The following is a 19032-nucleotide window of genomic DNA, read 5'->3' as shown; positions in this document are numbered from 1 at the left end:
CATGTTCGATATACCATCCTAGTACACCGGTCTCATCCTGAGACTCCCCGAATCCTTGGGGCTTTCCTGTTCCGTTCCGTCAGTTCCTTCCGACACGTATAGAATACGTTTTTCACCCCTATTAAACAGCCTTATTGAGCATTTGGCATTTTGCGCAAGTTTTCACAATTTAAAATAAAGTGAAACAAAATTCATTTAATCAAGAAGTTAAGCAAACACTGGCCGTCATATGCCTATCTTATAATTCATAATCTCCCACGCTCTTGTAAGAGATCTCGCACAAAGTTACGAGAAAAAAGACAATACACCACCAACTGAAAAGCGGCTACGCTAACTATAAGGCAACGAAATTGCTGGCTCCTTGCCAGTTTTGAGGAACAAAACCGTCATCACCACGCAGGCCAAGGAGCAAACGATGGAAACGTTCAATCACAACCTATCATCACTCTTCAGCCAACTCGGTATGAACAGCTCCAAGGAATTTATTGAAACTTTCTTAGCCGAACATCAGCTAGCCCAGCACGAAAAGCTATCGGAAGCGCATTTCTGGCAGCCGGCACAAAAACGGTTTATCAAGGAGTCGCAAGAGCAAGATGCCGATTGGTGCGAGGTGATTGACCAACTTGATGCATTACTTCGCAAATAACCATTATTACAGCCCCCACGGAAAGGGAGCCGAGGGATAGGCATTCCGTAGCGTTTGAGCAACAATAGGGCAAACCCAAATAAGAAGGATACAGGATGCCATCACCTATCAGCCAGGCGTTGTCAAATGCCATCGAATCATTGATTGCCGAAGGCAAAGAGCCATCAGTGGCCCTGATCAAAGCACGGTTGCCTGAGCCCCTACCGATGCCCGTTATCATTAAGGCCCTGCAGAGCTGGAAAAGCAGTGCACGGGTACCCAAAATTGAAAAATCCGCCCCCCAACTCTCGGCCGAAGAACGGATCAGCAAACTTGAACAACTGGTCGCCGATTTAACCGGCCGTCTCGAAAAACTCGAACAGGCTCGATAACCCCCAATCTAGCAGATGAGGCATCGGCCAATAGCACCACCTTACGGCTTACTGGAAATCCCACGATAAATTGGAAACAACCCGGCAGCTATCGCATTTGAAGTGGAAAATACCATGAAGGGGAGAGTCCAAGCGCCACTCCCCGCCGCACTTAGGGCATGGCCGGTTGAGCTCACTCTCCAAACTTTCCCCGCCAACCCGGTACTGGTAGTAATAAGTAGGTATCTTCGAGATATACTCAATTCGGCCTCGAAGATCCCAACCTCTGCGGAACAGGTCACTGTCTGCATCGCGGATTTCATGCAGCGCGGCATGCTCAGCCTGACAGCCACCCGCCATCTGGATCTCATCACACGCCTGCCATTCGGTCTGCCATTTGACCACCGCCTTGTGATCGCCATTAAACGTCGACTCGGCAAGCCGATACAGCGGGATCGGCATCAAGGTATCGCCACAACGCAATGGCGAGCAAGTATGAACATAGGTGGTGTACAGTACCTGCCAGCTCGGCGAGAAATCCTCAGCCGCCGCTTCTGAATTCAAATCACGCCCCAGCATTTTGACCTTCGGGTTAAGCAGGCTGGCCTGGCTCAACTGTTTCAGGCAGGCTGATACCTGCGGGCTATGGAAGTCCGGATGCAAGCTGTCCTGCTCAGGGCACACCGCCCTGACCTTGAACACCCCGTCATCCATCACGATAGGAAACTCGCGGCCAAGCACTTGACCGTTGTAACGCAGAGCATCAATCAGACCATTGATCGCCGCGTCCACCGCAGATACCGTCGTGTTGTCGAAACACTCGAATTGCAACTCAACAACGTACATCTATCACCCAGCCTTAACCACAGGTTCAAGTTTGGCCAAGAAACTCTCCAGATCAGCCGCCAATACCTCGCGCTGCTCCTTGCCCAACGTCTCCAGAATAACTTGGCCAGACAGGTTGCATACCGATACCACCTCGCTCTCCGATGCCAATGCGGCAATAAAGACCGTCGGTTTGAGCTTGAGCCGGCGCTGGGTTACCAGATGGCCCAGAATATTCTCCTGTAGCCGCTCCACGTCCCCATCATTAAACGCTTGAAGCAATTCCAGCTCAATGTAGCCGCCAGGCGTCGCAAAGCGGCCGGCCATATCCCCGGCAAACTGGGAAGAATAGAACGCAACGATATCTTCATGCAGGCGCAACTCGATGCCTTTTTCGACGGCGGAAAGATCCCCGACAGGCTGTCGAACAACGGGCTGCCAGCTCACCTCATCACCATCATCTCCCTCCACGCACGGTGAAGCCAACCCGACTAATTCAGCAGAACGAGGAAAACCTTGACCGGCATCACACCATGCCTGCAAATAGCGGGAAGAAAACTCAAATAACGCCACCGCAACGGGATGATTCATTCGCAACCTCTCAAAAGATTAAGTAAACTTTGGCTATTCTAATCCAAGTGTGTCCAGGACAGTATGAGCAAATATAAAGACGCAAAAGAATTAGCCGGTTTAACCCTAGGGAAAACGACCGAGTATAAAGATCAGTATGACCCATCGCTACTTCAGCCGGTACCCCGGAGCCTGAATCGTGATGACCTGGCTCTAGGCGACAGCCTGCCATTTACCGGCTATGACATCTGGACCCTCTACGAACTGTCCTGGCTCAACGGCAAGGGGCTACCGCAGGTCGCTATTGGCGAAGTTCGTCTTCCGGCTAACAGCCCGAATCTGATTGAATCAAAATCCTTCAAGCTCTACCTCAACAGCTTCAACCAAACCCGATTCGACAACTGGCAGCAAGTTGCCGACCAACTTCAAAAAGATCTCAGCCAGTGCGCGGGAGCTGACGTAGACGTCACTATCCAACCACTGTCAGATTTTACCAACGAAGAAGTTGTTGCGTTCAGCGGTACCTGCATCGATGAGCAGGATATCGAAATCAGCGACTATGCCTTCAACCCAGATCACCTGGAAGGCGCGGCCGATGGCGAGATCGTGACGGAAGAACTAAACAGTAACTTGCTCAAGTCCAACTGCCTGATCACCAGTCAGCCCGACTGGGGTAGCGTGCGTATTTCCTATACCGGAAAGCAGATCAACCGCGAAAAGCTATTGCGCTACATTGTTTCGTTCCGCAACCACAACGAGTTTCACGAGCAATGCGTAGAACGAATCTTCACCGATATCATGAAGTACTGCCAGCCTGAACTGCTGACTGTCTACGCCCGTTATACTCGCCGTGGCGGACTGGATATCAACCCATACCGCACCAATATGGGCAAAACACCGAGCAACAACAGCCGTATGGCTCGACAATAAGCCGTAATTCGGCAATAAGTCCGGCAAATTCGCATAGTTTGCTGGACTTGCCCCTCCAAGCCATTAATATTGATCGCCATGTTTATCGGGGTCTTTTGTCGTATGTCTTCATTCCGTCGGCTAGCCTGCGTAGCCTTGTTCCTTACCACTGCCTGTAGCGCACAGGCCAAAATATTTGCCACACCGCTATTGGCCGAAGCCGATGAGCTGCTTTCTACCAGCCCTGAACAGTCTCTTGATATTACCGAACGCTACCTTGACCAGCGCCGCCTGAGTGCCCCCAAGGAAACCTCGCGGGTCCACATCACCGACGAGACCGACCATTCGATCCGCACCCCGCTAAGCACAGTTAATGCACTGCAAATCAAGGCCAAGGCCGAATCTCAACTCGGCCAGACCAAGAAATCACTGGCGACAATCAAACTCGCCGAACAACTGGCCACCAAGGAAAACCTGCTGTTTAGCCAATTGGAGAGCCGTCTTGTCCATGCGGCAATTTATTGGGATAACCTCAAAAATAGTGCCCATGCTCTCGAACTACTCGACAAAGTCGAACAGCAAATTTCAGCAGGCAAAAACCTGATGATGGCAAGCCAGATCCAGCGGCTGCAATACCAAACCCTCATGCAGCGGGCGGTGATCAAATCCAGTATCGGCGAAGAGAGCAGTGCCGAGAAGCTGTTCATTCGCGCCAAGCGCTATCTGGTCAACCTTGACGATACCAAAGAACTGATCCACTACCAGCGGGTGCTGGGCGAGCATTATCTCAAGCATGGTCATTTCGACATGGCGCTCGACCGACTATTGAGCAGTTACTGGATGGCTGTCGACAATGACGACAAAGCCCAGACTGCCATTGCCAATTTCGCCCTCGCCTCACTGTTCGAGCAGCGCAAGGTATTCGACAAAGCGCTCGAGCACGCTACTCAGGCCGGTGAGTTCTTCGAACGTTACCGCCGGACCCTGCCTCTGGCCCAGACCTTAGCGCTGATCGCCGATATCTACGAACAGCAAGGCCGCTATAATTTGGCGCTGGTTCACTACTTCAATGCTCTGGACCAGGAAAACCAGCTCCAGCATAAATTCCGCTCAGCTCAGTTACGGCTAAGTATCGCCCGGGTCTACCTCCAGCTCTATAATTACCCGAAAGCGGAGCAGTATCTCCAGCACACCCGCCTACTTGCCAATCAAAGCGGAAACGAAGCGATTCTGGCCGAAGCCAGCCTGCTCCAAGGCCAGCTCGAGCTTGCCGAGGGCAACCTAGACAAAGCCGTACCGATCCTCCAATCAGGGCTGATGACCGCCAGCCGAATCGGGGATCTCGACCTGCAACTCGACGGCGAACACTTGCTATCCCTCGCATTCGAGCAACAAAAAGACTACTACAACGCCCTCCTTAGTCAGCGGCGCTACGAGCAATTGTTCAGCAGCAAAGAGCAAGCACAGGTTAGGAGCAACGTCGAGGTATTCAAGCAACAGCAACGGATGCTGGAACGTTCTCTTCACCTAGAGGAGCTCGAACGCGAACAGTTCGAGAGCGAAAAAGCACTGTACAAACAGAAAAATGTCACCATCTTCCTGTTCTGTGTTCTTACCGTTGGCGGTATGGTTCTGCTTAGCCGCAACCGTACTGCCAAGCAGCTGCAGGCTCGCCTCCACCGACTGAGAACCGATTTCTACACCCACCCACGCAGTGGGCTGCGCAACTTGCGGATGCTGACCGCCAAACTGCCGTCATCGCTGCAACAGAGCAGTGCCAACTTCGAGCAGTGGCACCTTGGCGAAATCATCAATGAACCATTGAGCGACCGCTTGCGCTTCGCCCTGTTTGAAGTCCCGTTCCTCAAGCATATTTACCTGACCCACGGTTACCAGCAAGGACTCGACCTCGAGCGGGCTTTTGGCGAGTACCTCAACCAACAAGTCTGCGAGCCCGCACGGCTCTACCATTTCTCCGATGCCATGTTCCTCTACATCGAGCCGAACTCGCGGCTCGACTCGGCCCCAGAAGAACTGGCGCACTCTCTCCAACAGCTCATAGATCGCTTCATCGGCCAGCGTAAAATTGATAACCGAGTCCGGATCGGCATGGCTGAATACCCATTCCTGCCCCGTGCCTATACCGCGATCAACGACCATGAATTGCTCGACATCCTATTGATGGCCACCAATACCGCCCGAGATCTCAGCAAACAGGAGAGTGGCAGCCAGTGGGTGCATCTCAGCGCGATCGATGCAGCGCCAGCCGCCAGCTTTGCCAGCGACAACTTCCGCCGCGCCTGCACCCAAGCCATCGATAATGGCCTGATCAAAGTGCAGAGCTCGTCAGCAAAGGAAATTAACTGGAGCAACGATCACGCTTCTGACACAAATGCCTAGGTAGACTAAATTTATAGAGCAAAATAACAATAAACATGCATTACGATTGGGTTTTTGCTAGCATGTTTATTCAAATTACAAAATAACAACCTGATTTCGAAAGAGTTTGCCCCTTTGGGACATTGATGTACACGTGACAGATATCAACGCAGTGGCTTCGGAGCTCAGTCAACTAAAACTCCGACTGGACCAAGCCCAACTGAGCTACCGGGACGAAACACTCAAATCCCGCCGAGAGCTCATTATTCTGAAAAGGCTGATCAGCCGTCTGGCCGTTGCTTGCCGGGGTATAGATAGTGAGCTGGACGACCGGCTGGACTCTTTACGCCTGGAACTTGAGCAACACAAAGATATCAGCAAGCTGCTACCGCGTATCGCGGTAATCGAGCGGCTGGTTTCGCGCATGGCTAACTTTGCCGAGCAGGAAAACGCCTTCCTGAGCCAACAGATCCATCACAGTGGCGAGGTGCTGCGCCGTGTGCACGGGTTGCCGCCCCAGCTCAAGCGCGATCTGCGCAACCTGCTGTCGCAACCCAATACCACCTTGTCGCAAACCCACCAGCAAGCCGTCAGGCTTATCGCACTCTACGATCGAGCCCTCAAGCTAGCGGCCCACTTCGGGCCAAGTAACGGTCCATCTGAGGCAGCTCACGATCTCCAGCTCAAACTGGCCAGCGAATTACAACACCTGATCACCGAGCTTGACTTCGACGGCGATGCAGGCAGCAAACTGCTGACAATCCGCAATCAGCTGTTAGTTGGCGTTCAGCCGACCGAGCTGACCGAGCTGTCCCTTGATGTCCTTCGTCTCGTTCTCGAAGGAACCCGTCAGGAACGCCGCAGCTCACAGCAATTTCTCGACAAAGTCAGCGGTGATATCAGTACGCTGCACAAAACAACCCAGCAAAGCGCCGAACAGAGCAACATGATCTACGAGCACCGCTGCGAAATGACCCGCGAGCTGGCCGAATTGGCAAACTCTATCCGACAGGGCCTGGCTGAAAACCAGAACCTTGATGGCTGGCGCAGTGAACTCACCACCCTGACCAAAGAGCTCGTTATTTTGTCTGAGCGTAATAAAGCATTGGAAAAAAGAGAAAAAGCCCTGCTTGAACAGCTCAGCTACAATGGCACCAAGCTTACCAATCTTTACGACCAGACACAGGACTACCGCCAGCGACTCACTGACCAAGAACACAGGATGTTCCTCGACAACCTGACCCGAGTCTATAACCGTGCCGCCATCAACGAGCGCCTCGAACATGAGTACCGCCGCTGGCTACGCTACCAGCACCCATTGTGCGTCGCGTTGGTCGATATTGATGGATTCAAATCCATCAACGAAAAATTTGGCCATGTCGCCGGGGACAAAATTCTCAAAATCATCGCCAAGACCCTGCGCCAGCAAATCGCCGATACCGACGTCGTTGCCCGCTTCAGCGACGATGCCTTTATGTTGGTCATGCCCGATGTCAATGAAGACGAGCGTAACAAGCGACTAGGGGTGATACGTGAATCCATCAGCCAGTTACCGTTCAGGTTCCGTGACAAGAACGTTACGATCACGGCCTCTATCGGTGCCACCCTATTCGATGCCAACGACACCCCATCCGATATCATCGAACGTACTGAAAAGGCACTGCTCAGTGCCCGCAGCGCAGGCAACAGCCGCCTTATCTGGATCTCCTAACCGACCGTACCGGGCTGCGATTCTGCGAGCCCGGAACTGGAAAAAATCACCAATTCTGTGTATGGTTGTATTTATATCAGCCACTTATCGATCATATCTCAACCAAACCATCCACCATCGAGCTCTGGCTGATCGCACAGAAACAGAATGTACCCAATACCTACCTTCTGCTTTCTTCCGGCAGGGCCCGCCTTTCTTCCTACGCTGAATAGACTTGTGGCTACTGCCGCCTTGTCATGACCAGGGAGGTAACCATGATCACACATATCAGTCCTGTCGGGGCTATGGATCTGCTGTCTCAACATGAGGTCGATCTACTCAAGGCCACCGCCAGCAGCGAAATCTATCGGCTATACCGCAACTGCTCGCTCGCCGTGCTCAATTCGGGCAGCCACACCGATAACTCCAAAGAACTGCTAGAACAGCACAAGAGCTTCGATGTCAACGTAATGCGCCGCGAGCGCGGGATCAAACTTGAGCTGATGAACCCGCCAGAGCATGCCTTTGTCGATGGGAAAATTATCCGTGGGATCCAAGAACACATGTTCGCGGTGCTGCGTGATATCGTCTACGTCAATATGCACGTCCAACAACGCAAAGACATCAACCTGACTAGTTCCCCCCACATCACCAACTTTGTGTTCAGCGTATTGCGCAATGCCAAAACCGTTCGCTCAGGTGAAGATCCAAACATCGTGGTCTGCTGGGGCGGGCACTCCATCAACCCTGTCGAATACCAGTACACCCGCGAGGTCGGCAACGAACTCGGGCTGCGCGAGCTCAACGTCTGTACCGGCTGTGGCCCGGGAGCAATGGAAGGGCCAATGAAGGGGGCGGCCATCGGCCACGCCAAGCAACGTTACCGCAACAACCGTTTTATCGGCCTGACCGAACCCTCTATTATCGCCGCCGAGCCCCCCAACCCTATCGTCAACGAGCTGGTGATCCTGCCTGATATCGAAAAGCGCCTCGAGGCATTTGTCCGCCTCGGTCACGGGATCATCATCTTCCCGGGCGGGGCCGGTACGGCCGAGGAGCTTCTGTATATTCTCGGGATCCTAATGGAACCAGCCAATGCCGAACAACCCATGCCACTGGTGCTCACCGGGCCGAAGGAAAGCGAACCGTATTTCCGTACCCTCGACAGCTTCATCCGCGATACCCTTGGCGAAGCCGCCACCCGCCACTACCAGATCATCATCGATGATCCGGCAAAAGTCGCCCGGGTGATGAAATCGGCGATGCCGATGGTCAAGGAGCACCGCCTCGCTACGGGCGACGCCTACAGCTTCAACTGGTCACTCAACATTCCGCCGGAGTTCCAACTGCCGTTCGAACCCACCCATGAATCAATGGCCAGCCTTGACCTGCACATGAAGCAACGCCCAGAGCATTTGGCCGCTAACCTACGCCGTGCGTTCTCAGGCATCGTCGCGGGCAACGTGAAGGAAGAAGGCATCCGCGAAATAGAACGCAGGGGGCGTTTCCAAATCAACGGCGATAGTGCATTGATGAAACGGATGGACAAGCTGCTCAAGCAATTTGTCGACCAGCAGCGAATGAAATTACCAGGCTCAACGTACGAGCCCTGCTACGAAATCATCACAAATCATCAGACCAACGGAAAATAAGCGCGACTGATATCGGCGGTGTTACTTCCCGCTAAGTATGCGTACAATAAAGGGCCGCATCTCAAGTGATATGAAACGCTTGATATGCATGCCCTTTATTTTTTTACTCGCTATACGGTTAACGCTATGTCTTCAATCCACCTTGTCATTATTGATGCCCTCAACCTGATCCGCCGGGTCCATGCGGCACAGCACAACGATGCCGATATAGCCAACACCGCCAAAGTCTGCTGCCAAGCCCTACACAAGATCATCAACCTCAGCCAACCGACCCACATTGTGGCGGTGTTCGATCACCACGGTGACGATCGCGGCTGGCGAGCCGAACTGCTGCCAAACTACAAAGAAGGCCGCAAGCCGATGCCGGATGCGCTGCACGCGGGGATGGAGATTATTCAAGATGCCTTTATGGACATGGGCATTGATTCCCTGCTGTCCGACGGCGATGAAGCGGATGATTTAGTGGCGACACTGGCCCTCAAAGTCGCTTCACGCGGCGAGCAGGTCACCATTATTTCGACCGATAAAGGCTACTGCCAGTTGCTCCAGCCGACTTTGCGTATTCGTGATTACTTCCAAGAGCGCTGGCTCGACAGCCCGTTCATTGAAAAAGAATTTGGGGTAAAACCCGAACAACTGACCGATTACTGGGGACTGGCGGGGATCAACTCCAGCAAGATCCCGGGGGTGCCGGGTATCGGCCCGAAAGCGGCCGCCGAACTGCTGAGCCTCTATCCTTCTTTGGAAGTGATTCTGGCCGCCGACGATCTGCCTGCTAAATGGCAAAAGAAAATCGAGGCACACCGTGACAGCGCTATTGCCTGCAAACAGGTCGCCAGCCTAAAAACCGACCTGACACTGGGCTTCAACCTGCAAGACATTCGCTATCAGCCCACAGAAGCCTGATCGACACATACTGGAAAGAGCACGGAGATACCGCGTCTCCCGTAACGAAAAAAGCCACTCCGAAGAGTGGCTTTTTTGTGCGAGGGAACAACTCGCTATGCTTTGTTTTATGCGGTGATGACGCGCTTACTGGTGGTAAGGCAGATCACCGGCATCTGTCAGCTCTGTCATCACATCCATGATCAGCTTAGCCAGATGCTGCTCTTTCCACGTACACGGTGTTGGCGTACAGTCAAAGAAGTAGTTACGTGAGATCTGCTCAGCCATATAATGGGCAAAACGGTTTAGATCACCACGGTCAATACGATCCAACTCTTCATCTGACAGGCCAAACATGGTGCCACGACGGCCAACGATGCCATACGGATTCTGGAAATCTTCCGCTTTACGGAAGTTCGTGAAACCGTTTTCACCCAATGTCACGGACAAAAAGTTGGTATAAGCGCGTTCGGTGTTAAACACAACATTGCCAACCTGCATGTCATGGCCATACGTTGCTTTGTAGTTCATCAGCTTCTGCTTGAAGGCATCGCTCGACATGATGTAAGCCATGTTCGTCAGCAGTTCCATGTGACGCTTCGCGCTGTTGGCATCCCACTCCACTTCTTGTGTATCGAAGATGGTACGGTCAGTGAACTCGATGTCCCAGTTTGCCGTGATCGCTGCTAGCTTGTCCAACAACGGATGCTCCGTGGTAGTGCTAAAGCGTGATGTGAAGATGTTTTGTGTCCCTTCGTGGCCATAGGCACCGCTCACGCCTTGCATGGTTTCTAGCATGCCGCTGTAGTCGTACACGCCGCTGCCATCTACCGTGTTAAAACGCTTGTCGGCATTCAGTGCAGTGATTGGTAGCACAATACGCGTATGAGCAGGCAGGCGATCAAGCTGGCCCAAACGTGCCCAGTTGTACTGGTTTTGCGCCGTGATATCCAACGCCACATTGGCCATGTCCACTTCCGTGAAGTTGGTGATTTCCACTGTATCACGATCTAGCAGACGTACGTTCAGCATAGAGCGGGTGTTCGCCACCAGAGAAAGTACGCTGGCACCTTCACCGTCTTGCAGCACAGAGGTCACGGTCGCTTCTGCAGGCAGTGCCGAGAAGGTCAATGCCGCTTCAGGTACAGACACGTTTGGCGTGAACGTCACCGCATTGATGGTATGTACATGGGTCGTCACAGAGTCAGTCAAGGTCACGAAGCCGTGATCTGTCAGTAGCAAATCTTTCGCGCTCAGGTGCTGACCGTCCACTTGGTACACCGCTTGTGCCGCTTCTTTGAAACGGTAACCGTCAGCGATGAATTTATCGATGTCATACATCGCCACGCGCTGGCTTTGTTTTGCGATCAGCTGGTTGCCTTTCACATCAATCGTGGCAAAGCCTACCGGTGCTTCCACCATGGCTTTTTGCATTTGACCTTCAGACAGTGAAGCCAAATCATAAACCGCATAACCGGTGCTTGATGCTGCCAGCAGTTTGTTACCCAGCAGCTCTAGGCTGTGCGCACCGTTATTTGCCAAATAAGCAAACGGCTTCACATCTTTAATTTCGTGTTTTTCAGCCGTCACATTGTGGTAAACCGCAATACCTTTCTTGCCGCTCACCAATACGTATTGATCCGATACCGCAATTTTCGCCGCACCCTCTAGGTTAATACCCAGAGAATATTGGTATTCTTTCGTTTCAATATCGAAAATATCAACACGGTTGTGTGCCGTTACTGCCGATACATATAATTGTTCGCCATGACGACGGATATCGTTAATCGTGGTGTACGGACGACCTTTGCTGATCGCGGTAATTTTATCGGTTTGCCCTGTCTTCTGATCGTAAAAACCAATTACCGGGTTGGCGATTTTTCCATACTCAGAACGTGGTGAGTGTGCGGCAATCAGCTGGTTCTTGTAATCTTCCAAAGCAATGAAGTTGGCATATTGTGCATGCACCGCAAAGTGGTGAGGGTTCACACGCTCGGCTTCATAGACTGGGCGCTCACCCATTGAATTGTCGAAACACGTTTCTAGTTCACGCACTAGGCCGTAATCTTTATTGATGTATTCACCCGGAATATGATCTGCCATCGGGTAATACTCAAGCAAACAACCGTTGCCATAATCGTAATTACCAAATTTCTTATTCACGATAGTGATACCGCCTTGGTACCAGCTCAACTCCCACTCATCACCCAAGAAGCTGAACAGGTTGCGCATCGCACTTTCGTCCGACCAATGGCGCATCGGTGCCGATACCGTATTATCCGTCGTCACAGGATAGACAATGCCATTGATAGACAAGTACTTACCGTTGCTGAAAGCCGGTACGTGTGACGCAGGGAAATCTACTTGGTCAATGGTGTACAGGTAATCTGGCGACACAGCAAACTGGTTCAACTCAGCCAAACGCGCTTCAATCTTACGCGCGGTATCATTCATGATCTCAATGTATTCAGGCTGGCTCTGGCTAGCATTGGCCATGCCTGATGCCATGATTGACACCGCCAACAGCGAAAGCTTGCTCACTTTATTTTTAATTTTCATTGCGATTGGATTCCTTTTAACCCCCCGCTTATTTCAATATAACAAGCGGCCCTATCGATATAGTCGGATATAACTTCAAATAATATATTCACGCATGCCATGCAGATGCGCCTCAGCAGGAAAAAAGGCAATAAATACCCACCCACGCTACATATAGCGCAGGATATTCAAGCTCTTAACTATTGAGTGAGAGCATATTAATGCATGTTATTTGAGAATCAAAAAAGAGAGGGGCAAGGTAATGTGATGCTTATTCACAAATTAAAACCACAATAACTCCACCGAAACATAACTGGAAGCGAGTGCACATTATTACCGTGGCACAGACAATGGCGCATAACTTTGCAAGGTAAATGACTACCTAATGAAGTAGGTGGTTTAGGGCTGAAAATAAAAAAGGCCGCCTTGGCGACCTTTTTATATTCATATTATGGTGCAGTCACACTTAGTGTGGCGAGCGGTTATCCAAACGCTGGATATGAACCGTAATTTCCTCACGGTCATGGTAAAGGTGCTTGGCCTGCAACTTGAACTTCACCCCGTTCTGGATCAGGTACAGTTTCAGGTTCTCGATATCCTGCAGCACTTCGTCATAGCGGCCTTTCATCGGCAGCTTGAGGTTGAAAATCGCCTCTTTGGCCCATGCCTTGATCAGCCAGTCACCCATCAGGTGAGCAACGCGAGCTGGCTTTTCAACCATATCACACACAATCCAAGTGACATTCTTGCGCGGCGGCTCGAACTTGAAGCCGTCTACCTCGTGGTGTTTCACCTGACCGGTATCCATCAGGCTCTGTGCCATCTGGCCGTTGTCGATCGCGTGGACGAACATCGAACGCTTCACCAACTGGTAAGTCCAACCACCCGGGCAAGCGCCCAGATCAACGCCCCACATGCCTGACGCCAAACGCTCATCCCACTCTTCGCGCGGGATAAAGACATGGAAAGCCTCCTCCAGCTTGAGCGTCGAACGGCTCGGCGCGTCAGCAGGGAACTTCAGGCGCGGGATCCCCATGAAAAACTGGGAATTGTTGTGGCTATAGGAGTAACCGACATAACAGCAACCCGGTGCAATAAAACACAAATGCAAAACCGGCTTTTTCGGGTTGTCTTTATTATAAAGAATCCCTTTGCCACGCATCGCCTGACGCAATGGCACTGTGAACTTACGGCAGAACTTCAACAGCTCTTTGGCTTCGTTGGTATCCGGCGTTTCCACGCGCAGATCACCACAACGAGGAAAATCAACCACCGCATCCAAGATCGGGGAAATACGATCATCCGATGGCAAGTTTTCCAGCAACGGGTTCACCGCCATCATCTGGCGGGCAAAGATCAGCTCTGAATAAGGCTGCTTCTGGATAAAAGTATCCGCATCACCCTGCTGGTAGAATTCAAACAGCACATAACCAGTGTTGCTCTTGACGCGCGGAAAGCCAAACAACTCCAATGCGTTGGCTTTGTCTTGAACTTCTCCGGCACATTCCTTCTCGAAACCGGGACGACAGTAAAATAGAACGTGATTCACTTTCTATCCTCAAGATGATCGCCAGGCAGCTATTGCTAATACCACCCAGCCAATAATAAAACAGACGCCCCCCATCGGGGTAATAGGACCAAACCACTTGATCCCGGTCAGCGCCAAGGCATACAGGCTGCCGCTGAAGAACACAATCCCGACGGCAAAAAATAAGGCTGCGTATAATACCTGTTTTGATCCAAGAATGCGTGACAATATTACGCAAGCCAGCATCGCCAAGCTATGCCAGGCCTGATACTGGACCCCAGTTTCAAAAACCCCGAGCAAATAAGGAGAGAGGCTTCCCTTGAGGCCATGAGCAGCAAACGCCCCCAGCCCGACAGTCACCGCCCCGCTCAAGGCGGAAAACACCAACAAAATACGCCCGGTTAAGCGACTAGCCGGCGGCAATACCGTCTGTGAACTAGCCATCGCAACACTCCTTGATAAAAGATGCCAGCCGCTCAGCGGCAGCCTCGATATTTCCGGCCTCGGTATACCCCGATGCCTTGCGCGGCTTAAAGCCGTGATCCCCGTCAGGCAGGAAAGCCACCTCGACGGCAGAGGAAAAATGCCAGCCTTCCACTTCAGGCCGGGTGCCGAACGTATCACGCTCCCCCTGCAGGATCAGGGTAGGCACGCACGCCTGTTGCAGATGATCACCACGGAAGTTCTCCGGCTTGCCGGGCGGATGGAGCGGGAACCCCAGGCAGGCGACCCCGGCAATCTGCTCACGGCAGTTCACCACATCGGGCGCCGCATCAGCCTCATCGCTGGCCATCAGGCTTGCCATTCGCCCGCCCATCGACTTGCCGCCAATCACCAGGCGCCCTTCTCCGGCGAAAGCGGCAATATGGCGCTGAAAGTCGAGCAGCAATTTCGGCTGGCGGTCAGGCGGGCGCTTCTTGCCATCCTCCCGGCGCTTGACCATATAAGGAAAATCAAACCGGACCACCCGGATCCCGCGGGCCGCAAGATGGCCGGCCATTGCCGCCATAAAGGCATGCTCCATACCCGCCCCCGCCCCGTGGGCAAACAAAAATGTCGCGCAGTAGTCTCCACTTTCCGGCAAATCAATCAGATATTCAGACATCAGCTCTCCCCCTCATACTCACCGCCCGCATTAGACCATCGGGGCCGCATCCTGCCCTTCCACATCAGGCATGTCTTCCTGCTCTCTGGCCGCTTTGGCCAGCACCCAATCACGGAAAATCTGGATCCGCCCGGTATCGGCCTGACGCTCTTGGCAGACAATATAAAAGGCATTCTTGCTCATCAGCACTTCGTCGAACGGGCACACCAAGCGACCGGCCTCAAGCTCAGGCTGGGCCAGTACGTTGTTACCCAATGCAATACCCTGACCGTGCGCAGCCGCCTGCAGCACCATCGTCGAATGACTGAAAATCGGCCCCTGATTGACATTAGTGCCTTCAATACCGTGGTGGCGAACATAGTTCTTCCACTCCTTGCGGGAGGTATCGTGAAGCAGGGTATGGAACTTGAGATCATCAAGGGTGCGCAGAGGCTTGGTGCCATTGAGCAGCATCGGCGAACAGACCGGCAGCAAGAATTCCTGATAGAGCTTATCGGCACGCAACCCCGGCCAATTACCACGGCCATAATAAATAGCGACATCCACATCTTCGGTCAGCGAGCCCTCGTCCAGATCCACCGCCTTGATCCTGACGTCGATATCAGGGTGCTGCTCGTTGAAATCGGCCAGCCTTGGTACCAGCCACTGAATAGCAAAACTAGGAGGTAAACTAATGGTTAACGCCCCTTTCGCGCCTCGTTCCAAAACCTTGTCGGTCGCATCAGAGATGGCTGAAAAGATGTCTTTGATATCCAAAAAGTAACTTTGCCCCTCCTCGGTAAGCAGCAAAGAACGGTTTCTGCGACGAAACAACTTCAACCCCAAAAACTCCTCAAGAGCTTTGATCTGGTGGCTTACAGCAGCTTGTGTGACAAATAACTCCTCGGCTGCACGGGTGAAGCTGAGGTGTCTGGCGGCCGCTTCAAACACCTTGAGAGAATTAAGCGGAGGGAGACGTCTAGACATACTTTTCCTTCATTAGTTTTTTTTATAGTAAAGATTATAAAATGTCGATTGTTCTAGTGCTACATAAACCCTATGATTTGCCCCGCAACGGTGAGCTGGACCAAGTTTTTCTGCCCTCAGGCAAATGGCCCCCACACTTAGTTGCGATGTTGTGTTTGCATATTATCCGGGTTGTGCCGGATAGGTAGTCAATCTACCAATTTTACTTCCTGTATTTTTGACCTGTCTGTCAAAATCATGCTTGGCACTGCGCTTTGTCGCGGTGCTTTTTTTTATCCGCTAAACCACCATACTGATATCTAGCGGGAGAAATACTTGCCCTAGCCGGATTTTCACAGCATGATCTCCCCCCTTGTTCAACAGCAATGTGACCCATCATGACTGCCCACTTTGATATCAATGCGATCCGCCAGCAATTTCCTGCCTTGGACCAACAAAGTAACGGCCAACCGCTGGTTTATCTCGACAGCGCGGCGACCACCCAGAAACCGCATGCAGTCATCGATACCATCCGCCACTACTACAGTAGCCAGAACGCCAATGTCCATCGCGGCAGCCACAGTTTAACGGCATCGGCCACGACCCAGTTCGAGCAGGCACGCGAGGTTGTCCGTGCATTCATCAATGCCAGTGACAGCAAAGAGGTGATCTGGACCCGAGGGGCGACAGAAGCCCTCAACCTTATCGCCCAATCCTATGCCCGCAGCACTTTGCAACCAGGCGATGAGATCCTGGTCAGCGAAATGGAGCACCATGCCAATATCGTGCCGTGGCAAATGGTCGCCGAGCAAACCGGGGCTAAGGTCTTAAAAATCCCGATGCTACCCGACTGCACATTGGATATGACCGCCTTTGCCGAGCTGCTCGGCCCGCGCACCAAGATCGTCGCGGTGGCCCATGTCAGTAACGTCACCGGCACCCGCCACCCCATCGAAGCGATCATCGAGGCAGCCCACCGTGCCGGCGCGATTGCCGTCATCGACGGTGCCCAGGCCGTGGCGCACGAGCCAGTCGATGTTCAGGCGCTCGATGCCGACTTCTACGTGTTCTCCGGCCATAAAATCTTTGCCCCTACCGGTATCGGGGCGCTTTATGGCAAGCGGGCATTGCTTGAAACCATGCCGCCTTGGCATGGCGGTGGCAAAATGGTTGAAAAAGTCTCGTTCGACGGTACGACCTATTCCCAACTGCCGGGCAAGTTCGAAGCCGGTACACCCAATGTCGCGGGCAGCCTCGCCATGGCGGCAGCTATCCGCTGGCTTGAGGAACAAGACCGCACCGCGGCCGAGCAACATATCCATGCCCTGCGCCAACGTGCGATTGACGGTATCAGCGCGATTGATGACCTACGCATCCTCGGCCTGCAGCCCGATACCAGCCTTTTCTCTTTTGTCGTCGACGGTGTCCACCACCAGGATATCGCCACCTTGCTCGACCAGCAGGGCGTCGCACTGCGAGCCGGCCACCACTGTGCCCATCCGATGATGGATGCGCTGGGTGTCAGCGGAACCCTGCGGGTGTCCATTGCCCTGTACAATACCGAGCAAGATATCGATCAATTTATTGCAGCCCTGCACAAAGCCTGCAGCCTGCTCTAGGAGCCACCATGACTTTGCCTAGCCACCCTTTTGGCACAACCATCACCACTGAGCAGATCATTGCCCAAATGCAAGCAGCCAATGGCTGGGAAGACCGCTACCGCACGGTGATCCAGCTCGGCAAGCAACTACCTGCACTACCGGAGCAATACAAGCAAGACCAGCTCAAGGTCAGCGGCTGCGAAAGCCAAGTCTGGCTGGCCCACCAGCAAGAAGGCGAGGTATTCCGCTTCGCTGCCGATTCGGATGCCCGAATCGTCCGCGGCCTGATCACCTTGGTCCTTGCGGCCTATGACGGCAAGAGCGCGGCACAAATCCGCGAGTTCGACATCGACGGCTACTTTGACAGCCTCGGGCTGCTAGCCCACCTCAGCCCATCGCGTGGCAACGGACTCAAGGCCATTGTCGAGCAAATCAAAGTTATCGCCGCAGCCTAAGCGGCAAGCTGATCAAAAAAAAGCGAGAACCATTGGTTCTCGCTTTTTTTATCAAAGACATCGACGTATTAGCGCAGGTGCTTTTCAATCAGCTTTTGCAAAATACGCGACACAGCGACAAAACCGAAGGTCGCGGTCACCATCGTCGCCGCGCCGAAACCGCTGGCACAATCCATTCGCTTCGGCCCTTCCGCCGACGCCTTGGCATTGCACACGCTGCCGTCGGCCTGCGGGTACTTGAGCTGCTCGGTCGAAAACACGCAATCAATACCGAACTTGCGCTTCGGGTTCTTAGGGAAATTATGGTGACGGCGCAGGGTATCGCGCAGCTTCTTGGCCAACGGGTCCTGAATCGTCTTGGTCAGGTCGGTGATCTGAATTTGGGTCGGATCCATTTGGCCTCCCGCCCCACCGGTGGTGATCACCTTGAGCTTGTTGCTCTTGCAGTACGCCAGCAACGCCGCTTTCGGCTTCATGCTGTCGATAGCATCTAAAATATAGTCATAACGGCTGTCGATATACTGCGGGATATTTTCCGGGGTAATAAAGTCATCGATCAAATTAACCTGACACTCGGGGTTAATCAGCTTGATCCGCTCAGCCATCACTTCAATTTTGCTCTGGCCGACAGTGCCGCTCATTGCATGGATCTGACGGTTGATGTTGGTCACGCAGACATCATCCATATCAATCAGGGTTAGTTCGCCGATCCCCGAACGGGCCAACGCTTCCGCCGCCCATGAACCCACGCCGCCAATCCCGATCACGCACACATGCGCAGCACGCAGAACCTCCACTTCACTGTTGCCGTACAGACGGCGGGTGCCGCCAAAACGCTGGTTGTAGTTGTCTGATGCTGGGGTCTCTAATTCTCGCATGGGCTTTCCGCGCTCTGAGTCAAACATTGAATAAAGAAAGAGTGCGATTTATACGCACTCTTTGGGAAATTGTCCA

Annotated in this window: 17 protein-coding genes; 9 read left to right on the top strand and 8 right to left on the bottom strand. The window is 52.8% G+C overall.

Going from position 1 to position 19032, the window contains the following annotated elements; genetic code table 11:
- Nucleotides 1–415: 415 nt before the first annotated feature.
- On the top strand, nt 416–646 hold the full coding sequence (locus ABT56_RS22005; protein WP_047881070.1) for a DUF2789 domain-containing protein: 231 nt from the start codon (nt 416–418) through the stop codon (nt 644–646).
- 95 nt (nt 647–741) lie between these two features.
- Entirely contained in the window at nt 742–1017 is a 276-nt protein-coding gene (locus tag ABT56_RS22000) for a hypothetical protein (RefSeq protein ID WP_047881069.1), read from the top strand.
- Between the two features lie 48 nt (nt 1018–1065).
- Here the strand turns inward: ABT56_RS22000 and ABT56_RS21995 are convergent, their stop codons facing one another.
- Nucleotides 1066–1842: a Zn-ribbon-containing protein gene (locus tag ABT56_RS21995; RefSeq protein ID WP_047881068.1), complete on the bottom strand. Its 777-nt coding sequence runs from the start codon at nt 1840–1842 to the stop codon at nt 1066–1068.
- Between the two features lie 3 nt (nt 1843–1845).
- On the bottom strand, nt 1846–2412 hold the full coding sequence (syd, locus tag ABT56_RS21990) for a SecY-interacting protein (RefSeq protein ID WP_047881067.1): 567 nt from the start codon (nt 2410–2412) through the stop codon (nt 1846–1848).
- A gap of 63 nt (nt 2413–2475) precedes the next feature.
- Between syd and queF the strand changes: the two genes are divergently transcribed.
- The 5 genes from queF (at nt 2476) to xni (ending at nt 9927) form a co-directional block, all read left to right on the top strand.
- Entirely contained in the window at nt 2476–3321 is an 846-nt protein-coding gene (gene queF / locus ABT56_RS21985) for an NADPH-dependent 7-cyano-7-deazaguanine reductase QueF (protein ID WP_047881066.1), read from the top strand.
- Nucleotides 3322–3423: 102 nt separating this feature from the next.
- On the top strand, nt 3424–5700 hold the full coding sequence (locus ABT56_RS21980) for a tetratricopeptide repeat protein (protein ID WP_047881073.1): 2277 nt from the start codon (nt 3424–3426) through the stop codon (nt 5698–5700).
- Between the two features lie 133 nt (nt 5701–5833).
- Nucleotides 5834–7390 carry a GGDEF domain-containing protein gene (locus ABT56_RS21975; protein WP_047881065.1) on the top strand — a complete coding sequence of 519 codons (1557 nt, stop codon included), beginning with the start codon at nt 5834–5836 and terminating at the stop codon, nt 7388–7390.
- A 254-nt stretch (nt 7391–7644) separates the two neighbouring features.
- Nucleotides 7645–9021: a nucleotide 5'-monophosphate nucleosidase PpnN gene (ppnN, locus tag ABT56_RS21970; protein WP_047881064.1), complete on the top strand. Its 1377-nt coding sequence runs from the start codon at nt 7645–7647 to the stop codon at nt 9019–9021.
- A 126-nt stretch (nt 9022–9147) separates the two neighbouring features.
- Complete coding sequence (gene xni, locus ABT56_RS21965) at nt 9148–9927, top strand: flap endonuclease Xni (RefSeq protein ID WP_157037947.1); 780 nt, start codon at nt 9148–9150, stop codon at nt 9925–9927.
- A gap of 126 nt (nt 9928–10053) precedes the next feature.
- Here xni and ABT56_RS21960 read toward each other — a convergent pair whose 3' ends face one another.
- From ABT56_RS21960 to ABT56_RS21940, 5 genes are all read right to left on the bottom strand, one after another.
- Nucleotides 10054–12465, bottom strand: a complete 2412-nt coding sequence (locus tag ABT56_RS21960; protein WP_047881062.1) for a hypothetical protein — start codon at nt 12463–12465, stop codon at nt 10054–10056.
- A gap of 445 nt (nt 12466–12910) precedes the next feature.
- Complete coding sequence (gene rlmM, locus ABT56_RS21955; RefSeq protein WP_047881061.1) at nt 12911–13993, bottom strand: 23S rRNA (cytidine(2498)-2'-O)-methyltransferase RlmM; 1083 nt, start codon at nt 13991–13993, stop codon at nt 12911–12913.
- Nucleotides 13994–14002: 9 nt separating this feature from the next.
- On the bottom strand, nt 14003–14416 hold the full coding sequence (locus ABT56_RS21950; RefSeq protein ID WP_047881060.1) for a DUF423 domain-containing protein: 414 nt from the start codon (nt 14414–14416) through the stop codon (nt 14003–14005).
- Complete coding sequence (locus tag ABT56_RS21945; protein WP_047881059.1) at nt 14409–15077, bottom strand: alpha/beta family hydrolase; 669 nt, start codon at nt 15075–15077, stop codon at nt 14409–14411. Before ABT56_RS21945 ends, ABT56_RS21950 begins: the two co-directional genes overlap by 8 nt.
- Before the next feature lie 30 nt (nt 15078–15107).
- The gene (locus ABT56_RS21940) at nt 15108–16043 is read right to left on the bottom strand and encodes a transcriptional regulator GcvA (RefSeq protein ID WP_047881058.1); all 936 of its coding nucleotides are present in this window, start codon (nt 16041–16043) and stop codon (nt 15108–15110) included.
- A gap of 377 nt (nt 16044–16420) precedes the next feature.
- On the opposite strand from ABT56_RS21940, the gene csdA reads away from it, so the two are divergent.
- Both csdA and csdE read left to right on the top strand, forming a co-directional pair.
- Nucleotides 16421–17641, top strand: coding sequence for a cysteine desulfurase CsdA (gene csdA / locus ABT56_RS21935; protein ID WP_047881057.1), 1221 nt, complete (start codon nt 16421–16423; stop codon nt 17639–17641).
- Nucleotides 17642–17649: 8 nt separating this feature from the next.
- A complete protein-coding gene (gene csdE, locus ABT56_RS21930) occupies nt 17650–18078 on the top strand; it encodes a cysteine desulfurase sulfur acceptor subunit CsdE (RefSeq protein WP_047881056.1) in 429 nt (142 codons plus the stop codon).
- Nucleotides 18079–18146: 68 nt separating this feature from the next.
- On the opposite strand, the gene tcdA is transcribed toward csdE, so the two are convergent.
- Nucleotides 18147–18956: a tRNA cyclic N6-threonylcarbamoyladenosine(37) synthase TcdA gene (gene tcdA / locus ABT56_RS21925; RefSeq protein ID WP_047881072.1), complete on the bottom strand. Its 810-nt coding sequence runs from the start codon at nt 18954–18956 to the stop codon at nt 18147–18149.
- Nucleotides 18957–19032 lie beyond the last annotated feature (76 nt).

Source organism: Photobacterium aquae (assembly GCF_001029445.1).
Taxonomy (GTDB): domain Bacteria; phylum Pseudomonadota; class Gammaproteobacteria; order Enterobacterales; family Vibrionaceae; genus Photobacterium; species Photobacterium aquae.
The sequence above is the reverse complement of the archived record's forward strand: the minus strand, read 5'-3'. Positions and strand labels throughout refer to the sequence as shown.